This window comes from Pseudomonas sp. HP_08 (genome assembly GCF_055284095.1).
The window spans coordinates 63,317-77,224 of record NZ_JBTOQC010000018.1; the positions used below are offsets into that span (position 1 = coordinate 63,317).

Sequence of the window (13,908 nt, forward strand, 5' to 3'; positions counted from 1 at the left end):
TCACGACGACAGGTACGAAGAGCGGGTCAGCCCCAAACGCAGGGCATCCAGGAACTGGGTGCGCTCGCGCGGGGTGATTCTGGCGCTGGCGACCTTGTCGCGGTAGTGAGTCATCAACTCCTCCGGCGACAAGTGCACATAGCGCAGCATGTCTTCGATGGTGTCGTGGGTCTCGATACCGGCGTGGTACACGCTGCCGTCCTGGTTCTGGTAGATGTTCACCGAGTCGGTGTCACCGAACAGGTTGTGCATGTCGCCGAGGATTTCCTGATAGGCACCCACCAGGAAGATCCCCAGCAGGTAGTCCTCGCCTTCTTCGATGGCGTGCACCGGCATGCTGGTCTCGATGCTCTGCTCGTCGACGTACTGGTTGATCTTGCCGTCCGAGTCGCAGGTCAGGTCCTGCAGCACCGCGCGACGCACCGGCTCTTCGTCCAGGCGATGCAGCGGGATGATCGGCAGTACCTGGCCGATGGCCCAGGTATCGGGCAGGCTCTGGAACACCGAGAAGTTGCAGATGTACTTGTCGGCCAGCTTGTCGTTGAGTTCGTCGAGCACCTGGCGATGCGAACGCTGACGCGCCTTGAGCGAGTTGTGCAGGCGCCGGCACACGGCGAAATAGCACTGCTCGCCCAGCGCCTTTTGCGCCAGGGTGATCTTGCCGTCGGCGTACTGCGAAGCGATGTCGCTCATGTAGTGCGTGGCGCGCCAGTAGGTTTCGGTGACCATCTCCAGATCGGTCGGGCCGAGCAGGTCAACCAGCCACTGTACGGTTTCCGGCAGGTTTTCCTTGTCGTCGACTTGCGGCACCTGATCGTTATGGCGTTCCACGTCAGTGACCTGGACCACCAGCACGGCGTGGTGCGCGGTCAGCGAGCGGCCGCTTTCGGAGAAGATGTGCGGGTGCGGCAAACCTTGTGCGTCGCAGAACTCCTTGAGCATGCCGACCACGACACCGGCGTAATCGTCGATGTCGTAGTTGATCGAGCTGGCGTTGCGCGAATGGGTGCCGTCGTAGTCGACACCAAGGCCGCCGCCGACATCGATGTGATCCACCGGCAGGCCGAGGCTGCGCAGTTCGCCGTAATAACGGATCGCTTCCTTGAAGCCGTGCTGGTAGTCGGCCAGGTTGGCGATCTGCGAGCCCATATGAAAGTGCAGCAGGCGAATGCCCTGGTCCAGGCCGGCCTGACGGAAGCGCTCGACCACCGACAGCAGTTGCGCCGCCGACAGGCCGAACTTGGACTTCTCGCCACCGGTGTCGGCCCATTTGCTCGATGCCAGCGACGACAAACGCACACGCAGGCCGATCTGCGGCGCCACCTTGAGTTCGGCGGCCTCCTCGATCACCAGTGCGACTTCGGATTCTTTCTCGATGACGATGAACACGTTGTGGCCAATCTTCTGGCCCATCAGCGCCAGACGGATGAACTCACGGTCCTTGTAACCGTTGCAGACGATGGTGCCGCCCTTGGGCGCCAGCGCCAGCACGGCCATCAGTTCAGGCTTGGAGCCGGCTTCAAGACCGATCGAAACGTCCTGGGTGGCAATGATGTTTTCCACCACCGCTTCTTGCTGGTTGACCTTGATCGGGTACAACGCGGTGTAGCGGCTCTGGTATTCCAGGCGCGCAATGTTCTCATCGAACGCGCCGGTCAACTGGCGCACCCGGTCTTGCAGAATGTCGGGGAAGCGCACCAGCAAGGGCAGGCTCAGGCCGCTCTTGCGCAGGTTATCGACCTGTTCATACAGATCGATCGGGGTGCTGCCTGCACCGTTGGGGCGGACTTCAACGCGACCGGCTTCGTTGATGGCGAAATAACCGGCGCCCCAATGGCGAATGCCATAAACACTGCGGCTGTCTGCCACGGTCCATTGGCTGCCATCGTCTTTGCGTGTGCGTCGTACGGACATCGAAGTCCCCTATAGATAAGTCGGTAACGTCGGACGAGTCCGACCGGGCGCAGTATAGAGTGCGCAAATGACGGTTTAGCCGCCGGATTTTCTGGCCTTGAAGCCTTTCTTGACCAGCTCGGCCAGCAGCAGTTCGACATGATCGCCCTGAATCTCGATCACACCGTCCTTCAGCGAGCCGCCAGTGCCGCAGCGCTGTTTGAGCACCTTGGCCAGCTCCTTGAGTGGCTCTTCGGCCAGCGGCACGCCTGTAATGGTGGTGACGGTCTTGCCGCCCCGGCCTTTGCTTTCGCGGCGTACACGGGCAATACCGTCGCCTTCGGGAATTGCCGATTGCTTGCAGATACAGGCGTCGACAGGTTTGCTGCAGTCGGGACAATGGCGCCCGGCGTCAGTGGAATACACCAGCCCACCGAGGGCTGCGAAAGAAGCGGCTTTCTTGGCCACGAGAAATCCTCTTGTTGAGGACCGAACAATGGGTCGGGCCCGGTACAGAGCCGACCGCGAGGCCCCACTCTGGCAGGGGCAGCGCTTTCGGACAGCCTGTGCTGCCCGAAGGGCGCGAAGTGTAACGGCAAAATACCGGATTGCTAAGGGTGCGAATGCGCCAATTTACTGAGCTTTTGCGACCTGTTGCAGATAGCGCTGTAGCGCGACCAGCGAGTCGGGGCAGCAAGGCTTTTCACGGCCCAGGCGCACGGCCTCTTCAATCGGCAGAAAAGTGGCCTCCAGTACCTCTTCAGGTTGCAACCTGAGCGGGGCATCCGAAACAGCGCTGAACACCGCGCACCACAGCCGGTTGCCGCGTTCGTCGAACAAAAACCGGCCATGCGCCTGTAATGGCACACCACTGATGCCCAACTCTTCTTCAAGCTCGCGGGCAGCCGATTCGGCGTAGCTTTCATCGGGACCGACCAGACCGCCGGCGGCCACGTCCCAGTAACCGGGATAGACCGCCTTGCTCAAGGTGCGCCGGTGCACGCACAGCTCGCCGCGTGAGTTGAACAACAGAATGAAGGTGCCGCGCCCGATCAGGCTGCGCTCGCGCAACTCGATACGCGGCACGGCGCCCAGTAACTGATCGTGCTCGTCGACCCAGGCGACCTGTTCGGCATCCGAGGCCGCCCGGTGGGCGACCTCTTGCTCAGGCGTACCTTCCGGCAAACTCACCGGTCAACCCTGGTTCAGCAGTTGACGCAGGTCGATGACCGCCGCGTTGGCCCGCGAAATGTAGTTGGCCATGACCAGCGAGTGGTTGGCGAATACACCGAAGCCGCTGCCATTGAGGATCATCGGGCTCCACAGCGGCTCTTGCGAAGCCTCAAGTTCGCGGATGATCTGACGCACGCTGACCGTCGCGTTCTTCTTGGCCAGTACATCGGCGAAGTCGACCTCGATGGCGCGCAGCAGATGCGACAGTGCCCACGCCTGGCCACGTGCTTCGTAGAACACGTTGTCGATTTCCAGCCATGGGGTTTCGACGATTTCTTCATCGACCTGTGGCACTTCACCCGGCTTGACCTGCGCCAGCGCCTCGGTTTTCAGCGTGGTGTTGAGCTTGACCCGGCCAACACTGGCCGACAGGCGTTGCGACAGCGAGCCCAGACGGGTGCCGACATCGCCCAGCCAGTTATTGAGGTTGTCGGCGCGGGCATAAAACAGCGCGTTGCGCTGGTTCGGGTCCGACAGGCGCGCCTGGTAGCGGCTCAGGGCATTGATGCCTTCCTGATACTGCGACTCGCTGGAGGGCAGGACCCAGCTGCGGTTGTTGAAGTTGAACAGCGGCTCGGCGCGTGCCAGATCGCCATCTTCAGCCGACTGCGACTGAGAACGGGCAAAATCCTTGCGCAGCGCACGGCTCAGGTCGCGGACCTGCACCAGCACACCGTATTCCCAGCTCGGGATGTTGTCGAGCCACAGGCCTGGCGGCAGGCGGTCGTTGGACAGATAGCCGCCGCGCTTGTTGAGCAGCGTGCCGGTCACTGTTTTGAGGGTTTCGACGGTGGTGTAGCCAATCACCATCTGCTTGCCTTCGCGCTCGGCGGCAGCCTGGGCATTCTGCTGCACCGGAAACAGTGCCGGTTCCTTGCTCCAGTACCAGCCGACCACCAGGGCCACCAGCAGATAAATGACAATCAGTGCACCCAGGGCGCGACTGTAGAAAAGGCTGCCCAGGTAACCGCGTCTTTTGACCGTCGCCGTGTCGGCGCTGCGCTCACCCGCGCTGCCTGCGCGGTTTTTCCAATCCAGCATGGTGGGGGTCCTTTGGGTCTTGGGGAGGAACAGTGCTCAAAAGCTGTGACCGCAACCTTACCGCAAGGTGCGTTTGGCCGGTACGTGCAGCGTGCTTTTTATGCCGTGGCAGTCGCGACACAACGATTGGATGTCGTAACGGGCAATTGTGACGGGGAAGTGACTTACGGTAGACCTTGCCCATGGCATAAGTGATAGCATTGAGACATCAGCTTCATTCCCTGTGTTTCGACCGCAGCCTCGAACAGTAGCCTCGACATGAGCGAACCAGCCGACCCCAGTCGCGAACGCCTGAAGCACCATTTCGCCCAGCGGGTCATTCATCAGGCACGCCAGATTCTGGAGACCTGGCAGCGTCTGCATAAAGGCGAATGGACCGAGACCGACCTGGCCGAGCTTAAAGATTCAGCGCTGCGTCTGTCGCGCTTCGCCGAGCGTTTCGAGCAGCCCGAACACCGCGAACTGGCCCATGCGCTGGGCGCCACTCTGGACAATATCGAGGCCAATCGCGGGCGCCTTAATAGCGAATTGATCACCGACCTCAATCGCTTGATGCAGCGCCTGTCGCGCACCGGCCTGCGCCAAGGCGACACGCTTGCACACATTACCCTGCCACCGCTGCGCAAGCCGGTACACATCGCCCTGCAAAATCACGAACAGGCCGAGCGTCTGGCCCGGCAACTGGAGTTCTTCGGCTGGCCCGCGCTGCCGCTGGACAGCGTTGCGGCAGTGCAGGCCGCGCTGCTCGAACGCTTGCCTGCCGCCATCGTCATGGACATCGACTTTGCCGGCGCGGGCGCAGGCCTGAAGCTGGCAGGCGATATCCAGCACGGCCTGGAACAGAAGCTGCCACTGCTGTTTTTCAGCACCGGCGAAACCGACACCCCGACCCGCCTGCAAGCGGTACGTGCCGGCGGCGAAGAGTTTCTCACCGGCACGCTGGAAACGGCCAGCCTGCTGGAAAAGCTCGAAGCCCTGACCTTTTCGACGCAATACGAGCCCTTCAGGGTGCTGATCATCGATGACTCACGGGCCCAGGCGGCCTACACCGAGCGAGTCCTGAACAATGCCGGCATCGTCACCCGCACCCTGCTCGACCCGATCCAGGCGATGGCCGAGCTGGCGCACTTCCAGCCCGACCTGATCATTCTCGACATGTACATGCCGGGCTGCACCGGCACGGAACTGGCCAAGGTCATTCGCCACAACGACCGTTATGTCAGTGTGCCGATCATCTATCTGTCGGCCGAAGATGACCTGGACAAACAGCTCGATGCCATGAGCGAAGGTGGCGACGACTTTCTGACCAAGCCCATCAAGCCGCGGCATCTGGTGACTACCGTGCGCAACCGGGTAGCACGGGCGCGCAACCTCAAGGCGCACATGGTCCGCGACAGCCTGACCGGGCTGTATAACCACACGCACATTCTGCAGTTGCTCGACGATTGCAGCTTCCAGGCACGCCGCGAACACCAGTCGCTGTGCTTTGCCATGCTCGACATCGACCACTTCAAGAAGGTCAACGACAGCCACGGCCATCCCATGGGCGACCGGGTCATTCGCAGCCTGGCGCTGTTTCTCAAGCAGCGCCTGCGCAAGACCGACTTCATCGGCCGTTATGGCGGCGAGGAGTTCGCGATCGTGATGCCCGATACGCAGATTCATAACGCCCACAAGGTGCTTGAAGAAATCCGCCAGCGTTTCTCGGAAATTCACTATCCCGCCCAGCCTGTGGACCTGGTGTGTACCTTCAGCGCAGGCGTTGTAGCGCTGGGACCGGACGACGACAGCCAGACCCTGGCCGCACAGGCCGACAAGGCGCTGTACCGCGCCAAGAAAGCCGGGCGTAATCAGGTGCAGTCGGCGGTGAATGCGGTGCCGTATCACGTGGTGATACCGGAGGTTTAGGGAGCGATTGGCAAACTCCTTGAGTGAAAATTCCGAAAAACGCGACGGTAAATACGACAGTACAACCGCCCCTCACATGCCTCAGGGAACGGTAACGCACAATCGCCTCCGGATCGTCATGGAAGGTGTACTCGGTGTCCTCCCCCTATTTTCAAACTATCGTCATCGGCGAGGAGGTCTTTGATCTGGCTCACCTTGAGCCTTTTACGTTCAAGGTTTTCAGTCAGCTCGCCAAGAAGTCATTGCGCGTTCACGTGACATATTCGAATCATTGCTTCAGCACCGCTTACGACCCTGCCAGTCAGCCATCAGGCGAATTCATTATTGATAAAGGCCTTCCACGGCCCAGGGCATTTTGTCCGACCCGATACCGGCTCTCATTCAAATTGCAGGCGGTGATCAATTCATTTGCAAGCCCTGAGACCAAAGTCAGGGAGACCGCCTCTCGGCGTAACTGGTGCTACTCAATGACTGTGGATGATCCCAAGGGGCGGTATCACATATTTTTTGAAGTACGCCGTGCGTCACAAGAACGTCGGCAATGGCAGGATTTACAAATAGTGGTGGAAAGCGCCTACCACGAGGAGGGTGCGCCACCAAAAGTCAGAGCAAGCATGGGATTTGCGCTGCTGTGCGGCAAAATCTACAAAGGCGAGCGCACATCGACAATACGATAAGAAACAAATGAAAAAAGCGCCCAGAGGCGCTTTTTTCATTTGTTTCGGTAAAGCAGATCCGGACACCACTACGGCTTTCACCTTGACCCGCCTTGCGCGAGTACTGGATTGCTCCAGCTGGGGAGTGTTCAATCTCATCCGGTCAGTCACTCCGATGCAGCGTAGTGTATAGAATTTGATCAGTGCGTCAACGAGACGGGAGAAATGAACGAGCGCCACCGAACCTTGGCACATGACACAAAACGACATCACTTCAGTCCCGCCTGAGATCCGCCCCACCAGCACAAAACGACACTCTTGGTTATCATGCGCGCTCTGCCGAGACCCGAGACTGCCATGCGCCGCTTGTTATGCCTGTTGCTGTTGATCCTTGCCCTGCCCGTCACGGCCCAGGCTGCCGGCCTGCTGGACAATCGTCCTTCGGCGACGCTGGGTAGCTCCGCGCTGGATAACAGCAAGCAATTTCTGCCCGTACGCCAGGCCTTCCAACTGAGCCGGCTCGACACCGACGGCCCCTCGATCAAGCTGCGCCTGGTCGCTGCCGACGGCTATTACCTGTACCGCCACCGTTTTCAGTTTCGCACCGAGCCTGCCGACATTGGCCTGGGCGAAGCGCAGCTGCCGGCCGGCGAGCAAAAGCACGACGAGTATTTCGGCGATGTCGAGGTGTACCACGGCATTGTCGACATCGAGCTGCCGCGCCCGCCCGGCGAGCAAAAACCCTTCACCCTGGTCGTCAGCTATCAGGGCTGCGCCGACCACGGCCTGTGTTACCCGCCGGAAACCGAGCGGCTGAACATCGGTGATGTGACCGGCAGCAGCACCACGGCGACCGCAGGCAATAGCGCCGCCGTGCAGCCCTGGACCTGGAAAGAACTGGCGCTGTTTCTGCTGGCCGGTATCGGCCTGACCTTCACGCCGTGCGTGCTGCCGATGCTGCCGATCCTGTCGGGCGTGGTATTGCGCGGCCAGGTGGGCGGCCTGCGCGGTTTAAGCCTGTCGCTGGCCTATGTGCTGCCGATGGCGGTCTGTTTTGCGGTACTGGGCGCCTTGATGGGCCTGTTCGGCGCCGGCCTGAACCTGCAGGCGCGCCTGCAATCGGCCTGGGTGCTGGTGCCCTTCTCGCTGTTCTTCGTGATTTTCGCCCTGGCCATGTTTGGCACGTTCGAGCTGCGCCTGCCGCAGGCCTTGAGCGCGCGGCTGGACCGTATTGCCGGCAAGGCTGAAGGCGGCTCGCTATGGGGCGCGGCGGTGCTCGGCGTGCTCTCCAGTTTGCTGGTCTCGCCGTGCGTGTCCGCGCCACTGGCCGGCGCGCTGCTTTATATAAGCGCCAGCGGCGATGCCCTCGGCGGTGCGCTGAAACTGTTTGCACTGGGCCTGGGCATGGGCTTGCCGCTGGTGCTGGTTGCCACCGGCGGTGCGACCTGGCTACCGAAAAGCGGCCCCTGGCTGGTCACCGTCAAGAACGCTATTGGCGTGCTGCTGCTCGGGCTGGCGATCGGGCTGCTCAGCCGGGTTCTGCCGGGGCCGATCACCTTGCTGTTGATCGGCCTGCTGGCTGCCGGCGTCGCGCTGTTTCTCGGCACGCTGTGCTTCACGGAAAAAAACACCCGGCAAACCCTCGCACAACTGCTCGGCCTGTTTTTGTTGGTCTACGCTCTGGCATGCTGGTTTGGCGCATTCAAGGGTGAAAGCGACCCGCTGCGTCCGCTGGGCCGCCCACAAGCGGTGGTTTCTGGCGGCGCAGGCGTACAACCCGACAGCCAGTGGCAGACCATCCGTACGGCTGCCGAACTGGACAAGGTTCTCGGCAACGCCCGCGATGCAGGCCAGCCACTGGTACTGGACTGGTATGCCGACTGGTGCATCAGTTGCAAAGTCATCGAGCATGAAGTCCTTCCCGATCCACGCGTGGTTGCCCGACTGGCCGGCTTCAGTCGGGTACGTTTCGACATGACCGAGAGCAACGCAGAACAACGTGCACTGCTTGATCGCTACAAACTGTTTGGCCCGCCTGCGCTGCTATTTTTCGGGAAAAGCGGCGAAGAGGTGGCAAATGTCAGGGTTGTCGGTGAAATAGATGCACAGGGGCTGATCACGCGACTTGAAGGGGCAAATGACCCATTTTGACAAGCGGGTCACAAATTTTGCGTGATAATCGCTCATCGTGCTGACTACTGTTGTTAACTGGACAGTTCATGAGGCTTGCGGCATAGTCGCGGCACAAAAACGCTCGTGAATAAAAAAGGAACCGACAATGGCGACTCTGCTGGTCCTGCATGGCCCGAACCTGAACCTGCTTGGCACCCGTGAACCGGGTGTGTACGGCACGACCACCCTGGCTCAGATCAACCAGGACCTCGAACAGCGCGCCCGCGATGCAGGCCATCATCTGATGTACCTGCAAAGCAACGCCGAGTATGAATTGATCGATCGCATCCATGCTGCACGCGGTGAGGGCGTTGATTTCATCGTCATCAATCCGGCGGCTTTCACGCATACCAGCGTGGCGATACGTGACGCGATCATGGGAGTGAGCATCCCATTCATCGAAGTGCATTTGTCCAACGTGCACAAACGCGAACCTTTCCGTCATCACTCCTACTTTTCCGATGTCGCGGTAGGAGTGATCTGCGGCCTGGGTGCCAGCGGATACCGCATGGCCCTGGAAGCTGCCCTGGAACATTTGGCCAAAAACGCCAAGCCTTGAAAACGGCACGGCCAGACATTAGAGCCGTATAAGCCGCAACCGGCTGCCGAATTGCCCCTTACAGACCCTTTGGGAGTTGATGATTAATGGATATCCGTAAAGTCAAGAAACTGATCGAACTGCTGGAAGAGTCCGGTATCGACGAACTGGAGATCCGTGAAGGTGAAGAGTCCGTACGGATCAGCCGTCACAGCAAGACCCCTGCCCAACCGTACTACGCACCCGCTCCGGTTGCGGCCCCGGTCGCCGCACCTGTAGCGGCTGCACCTGTTGCTGCCGAAGCACCTGCTGCCCCGAAACTGAACGGCTTTGTAGTTGCATCGCCAATGGTCGGTACCTTCTACCGCACGCCTGCGCCTACTTCGCCTGCGTTCGTCGAGATCGGCCAGACCGTCAAGAAAGGCGACACGCTGTGCATCGTCGAAGCCATGAAAATGATGAACCACATCCAGGCCGAAGCCAGTGGCGTCATCGAATCCATCCTGGTGGAAAACGGTCAGCCGGTTGAATTTGACCAGCCTCTGTTCACCATCGTTTGAACCAGGGAGACGCTGCGATGCTGGAAAAAGTCCTGATCGCCAACCGCGGTGAAATCGCCTTGCGCATCTTGCGTGCCTGTAAGGAACTGGGCATCAAGACCGTTGCTGTGCACTCCACGGCCGACCGCGAGTTGATGCACCTGGGCCTGGCGGACGAAACTGTCTGCATCGGTCCACCGCTGGCCAACAAGTCGTACCTGAACATTCCGGCGATCATCTCGGCCGCCGAACTGACCGGCGCCACCGCGATCCACCCAGGCTACGGTTTCCTGGCTGAAAACGCCGACTTCGCTGAACAGGTCGAGAAATCCGGATTCGCCTTCATCGGCCCCAAAGCCGACACCATTCGCCTGATGGGCGACAAGGTTTCGGCCAAGGACGCGATGAAGCTGGCCGGCGTGCCGACTGTTCCAGGTTCCGACGGCCCGCTGCCGGAAGACGAAGAAACCGCCCTGCGCATTGGCCGTGAAGTCGGCTATCCCGTGATCATCAAGGCCGCCGGTGGCGGTGGTGGTCGCGGCATGCGCGTGGTGCACAAGGAAGAAGACCTGATCGAAGCCGCTGCCCAGACCCGCGCCGAAGCGGCCGCCTGGTTCAGCAACCCGATGGTCTACCTGGAAAAGTACCTGACCAACCCGCGTCACGTGGAAGTCCAGGTCATTTCCGACGGCCAGGGCCAGGCTATCCACCTGGGCGACCGTGACTGCTCGCTGCAGCGCCGCCACCAGAAAGTTCTGGAAGAAGCGCCGGCACCGTTCATCGACGAAGAGGCTCGCAAGGCTGTGTTCGATAGCTGCGTCAAAGCGTGCATCGACATCGGTTACCGTGGCGCAGGCACTTTCGAGTTCCTGTACGAGAACGGCCGCTTCTACTTCATCGAGATGAACACTCGTGTCCAGGTAGAGCACCCGGTTTCGGAAATGGTCACCGGTATCGATATCGTCAAGGAGATGCTCAGCATCGCCGCCGGCAACAAGCTGTCGTTCACTCAGGACGACGTGGTCATTCATGGCCACTCGCTGGAATGCCGGATCAACGCCGAAGACCCGAAAACCTTTATCCCGAGCCCAGGCCTGGTCAAGCATTTCCATGCGCCAGGCGGCAACGGCGTGCGGGTGGATTCGCACCTGTACAGCGGTTACAAGGTCCCGTCCAACTACGATTCCCTGATCGGCAAGCTGATCACCTGGGGCGCGACCCGCGATGAGGCCATGGCCCGCATGCGCAACGCCCTGGACGAAATCGTGGTCGACGGCATCAAGACCAACATCCCGCTGCACCGCGACCTGACCCGTGATGAAGGCTTCTGCAAAGGCGGCGTCAACATCCACTACCTGGAACACAAGCTGGCCAGCGAGAAGTAATTTTCGCGCACCGCTGACGCTCCAGATAACAAGCCCCGCCCATGCGGGGCTTGTTGTTTATGGGCCGCACACACCATTCATTCGCCGTCACGAGCATTTGCCGCCAAGCTGAAGTAAACTTCGCCGCTTTCCTGTCATTTCCATATTTCCTGCTTATTTTCATATTTCATAGGAACCCGCCATGCCCTGGCTGCAAATTCGCCTCGCCATCAGCCCGGAACAAGCCGAAACCTACGAAGACGCCCTGCTTGAAGTCGGCGCCGTGTCCGTGACCTTCATGGACGCCGAAGACCAGCCGATCTTCGAACCCGAGCTCAACACCACGCCACTGTGGACCCACACCCACTTGCTGGCACTGTTCGAAGCCGATACCGACGCCGATCTGGCACTGGCGCACTTGCGTCTTCTGACCAACGCCGAGTTGCCCGAACACAGCGCCGAAGTCATCGAAGACCAGGACTGGGAACGCAGCTGGATGGCCGACTTCCAGCCCATGCGCTTCGGCCAGCGGCTGTGGATCGTGCCCAGCTGGCACGCCGCGCCAGAGCCTGAAGCCGTCAACCTGCTGCTCGACCCGGGCCTGGCCTTCGGCACCGGCACTCACCCGACCACCGCGCTGTGCCTGGAATGGCTCGACGGCCAGGACCTGAAAGGCTGCAACGTGCTGGATTTCGGCTGCGGCTCGGGCATCCTCGCCATCGCCGCGCTGCTGCTGGGTGCCGAGCTGGCCGTGGGCACCGACATCGACGTGCAGGCCCTTGAAGCGTCCCGCGACAACGCCGGGCGCAATGGCCTGGCCGCCGAGCGTTTCCCGCTGTACCTGCCCGAAGACCTGCCGGCCGAACAGGCCGATGTGCTGGTGGCCAACATTCTTGCCGGCCCTCTGGTCGCGCTGGCCCCGCAACTGACCAGCCTGGTCAAGTCTGGCGGCCGCCTGGCGCTGTCGGGCATTCTTGCCGAGCAAGGCGAAGAAGTTGCTGCAGCCTATGCTGAAGCCTTCGAGCTTGACCCGATCGCCAACCGTGATGGCTGGGTACGCATCACCGGCCGTCGTCGCTGATCGCGGCCTGAACCGGAGCGCCGCATGACCGACAGTTTCGTCACCCAGTGTCCGCACTGCCAGACCAGCTTCAAAGTCGGCACCGCTCAATTGAGCGTTGCCCGCGGCGTTGTACGCTGCGGCGCTTGCCTTGAGGTGTTCAACGCCGCAAGGCAACTGCTGGAACAACGCCAGCGCGAACGCCAGGCCGAAGACCCCGAACACGCCCCGCTGGTACCGCTGCCGCTTCCAGGCCAGTTTCAGTTGCCGGTACCGCTGGAGCCCACCGCGCCCGCAGCGGCGCTCGCCAACACGGCGCCAATCCTGACACCGCAGCCACCGGCGGCAAAAGCCGCCGCGCCGGATGAAAATCCCTGGCTGGTCAGCGAGCTGGACCTGGACAACCTCGACCTGGACGAAGAACTGGCTCGCCTTGAACAGCGCGACCACCGACCCAACCGCCCTTTCAACCGGCCGCCGGTACGCAGCAGCGATGCCAGCCTGAGTGCGCGGCGCGACACCACGCAAAGCGAACAGGGTGACTGGGTCGGCAGCTTGCGCAACGACGATGTCGCGCACTTGCCTGAAGTTCAGGCCGAGGTCATCAGCACCACCGCCCATGTCGAGGATGAGCCCGAACCGCAACCCGAGCCGGCGCCGCCGCAAGAGACCCGTACCGAGCCCTCGCTGTCGAGCAGCACGCTTGTCGTGGACGATGACGACGAACCCGAAGCACCGGCACTCGGCCTGCTCAAACCGCCGGCGCAACGCCAGGAGCGCCTGTCGGCAGTGGATGACAGCGACGATCACGTCGAGCCTGTCGATGAGCCTCCCTACAACCCGCGCGCGCGCAATGAACCGGCGATCCGCGAAAAGGCCCTGCTGGAACTGACCGATGACCCGCTGCAACTGGACTGGCAAAAGCCCAAGTCGCGCGGTGGCAGCCGCCTGCTCTGGATCATCCTGATCCTTCTGGCATTGGGCGGCCTGGCCGGCCAGTACATCAACTATCACTTCGACCATCTGGCCCGCCAGGACCAGTACCGCCCGCTGTTTCAGCAGTTTTGCCCGCAACTGGGCTGCAAGGTGCCGTCCAAGGTCGACATCAACCAGCTCAAGAGCAGCAACCTGGTGGTACGCAGCCATCCTGACTTTCAGGGCGCGCTGGTGGTCGATGCGATCATTTATAACCGTGCCGCCTTTTCCCAGCCCTTTCCATTACTGGAACTGCGCTTTGCCGATACCAGCGGTCAACTGATTGCCAGTCGTCGCTTCAAACCCAGCGAATACCTCAGCGGCGAAATGGCCGGCAAAGAAGAAATGCCGCCCCAGACACCGATCCATATTGCGCTGGATATCCTTGATCCAGGCGCCAAGGCTGTGAACTACAGCCTTAATTTCCGCTCGCCCGAATAAGCCCTACGCCCCGGCATCGGGGCGCCGGCAACACCGCCATACTTTGCATATATCGGCATGATCGACGCCGTTGACGAGTCGTACCCGT

Annotated in this window: 12 protein-coding genes; 8 read left to right on the top strand and 4 right to left on the bottom strand. The window is 61.1% G+C overall.

Annotated elements, in window-relative coordinates; genetic code table 11:
* The 4 genes from speA to ACYAS9_RS17295 form a co-directional block, all read right to left on the bottom strand.
* Positions 1 to 1,914, bottom strand: a complete 1,914-nt coding sequence (gene speA, locus ACYAS9_RS17280) for an arginine decarboxylase (RefSeq protein ID WP_463569488.1) — start codon at positions 1,912 to 1,914, stop codon at positions 1 to 3.
* Positions 1,915 to 1,989: 75 nt separating this feature from the next.
* Complete coding sequence (locus ACYAS9_RS17285; protein ID WP_463569489.1) at positions 1,990 to 2,361, bottom strand: translation initiation factor Sui1; 372 nt, start codon at positions 2,359 to 2,361, stop codon at positions 1,990 to 1,992.
* A gap of 165 nt (positions 2,362 to 2,526) precedes the next feature.
* Positions 2,527 to 3,078 (bottom strand): NUDIX hydrolase, encoded by a 552-nt coding sequence (locus ACYAS9_RS17290; protein WP_463569528.1) that lies wholly within the window; start codon positions 3,076 to 3,078, stop codon positions 2,527 to 2,529.
* Positions 3,079 to 3,087: 9 nt separating this feature from the next.
* Complete coding sequence (locus ACYAS9_RS17295) at positions 3,088 to 4,167, bottom strand: DUF2333 family protein (RefSeq protein WP_463569490.1); 1,080 nt, start codon at positions 4,165 to 4,167, stop codon at positions 3,088 to 3,090.
* A gap of 258 nt (positions 4,168 to 4,425) precedes the next feature.
* Between ACYAS9_RS17295 and ACYAS9_RS17300 the strand changes: the two genes are divergently transcribed.
* From ACYAS9_RS17300 to ACYAS9_RS17335, 8 genes are all read left to right on the top strand, one after another.
* A complete protein-coding gene (locus ACYAS9_RS17300) occupies positions 4,426 to 6,075 on the top strand; it encodes a diguanylate cyclase (RefSeq protein ID WP_463569491.1) in 1,650 nt (549 codons plus the stop codon).
* Positions 6,076 to 6,209: 134 nt separating this feature from the next.
* Entirely contained in the window at positions 6,210 to 6,752 is a 543-nt protein-coding gene (locus ACYAS9_RS17305) for a hypothetical protein (protein ID WP_463569492.1), read from the top strand.
* 336 nt (positions 6,753 to 7,088) lie between these two features.
* Positions 7,089 to 8,882, top strand: coding sequence for a protein-disulfide reductase DsbD (locus tag ACYAS9_RS17310; protein ID WP_463569493.1), 1,794 nt, complete (start codon positions 7,089 to 7,091; stop codon positions 8,880 to 8,882).
* Between the two features lie 127 nt (positions 8,883 to 9,009).
* A complete protein-coding gene (gene aroQ / locus ACYAS9_RS17315) occupies positions 9,010 to 9,462 on the top strand; it encodes a type II 3-dehydroquinate dehydratase (RefSeq protein WP_463569494.1) in 453 nt (150 codons plus the stop codon).
* Between the two features lie 86 nt (positions 9,463 to 9,548).
* Complete coding sequence (gene accB / locus ACYAS9_RS17320) at positions 9,549 to 10,001, top strand: acetyl-CoA carboxylase biotin carboxyl carrier protein (RefSeq protein WP_463569495.1); 453 nt, start codon at positions 9,549 to 9,551, stop codon at positions 9,999 to 10,001.
* Positions 10,002 to 10,018: 17 nt separating this feature from the next.
* Positions 10,019 to 11,365 carry an acetyl-CoA carboxylase biotin carboxylase subunit gene (gene accC / locus ACYAS9_RS17325; RefSeq protein ID WP_463569496.1) on the top strand — a complete coding sequence of 449 codons (1,347 nt, stop codon included), beginning with the start codon at positions 10,019 to 10,021 and terminating at the stop codon, positions 11,363 to 11,365.
* Between the two features lie 181 nt (positions 11,366 to 11,546).
* Complete coding sequence (prmA, locus tag ACYAS9_RS17330; RefSeq protein ID WP_463569497.1) at positions 11,547 to 12,425, top strand: 50S ribosomal protein L11 methyltransferase; 879 nt, start codon at positions 11,547 to 11,549, stop codon at positions 12,423 to 12,425.
* A gap of 24 nt (positions 12,426 to 12,449) precedes the next feature.
* Entirely contained in the window at positions 12,450 to 13,820 is a 1,371-nt protein-coding gene (locus ACYAS9_RS17335) for a DUF3426 domain-containing protein (protein WP_463569498.1), read from the top strand.
* Positions 13,821 to 13,908 lie beyond the last annotated feature (88 nt).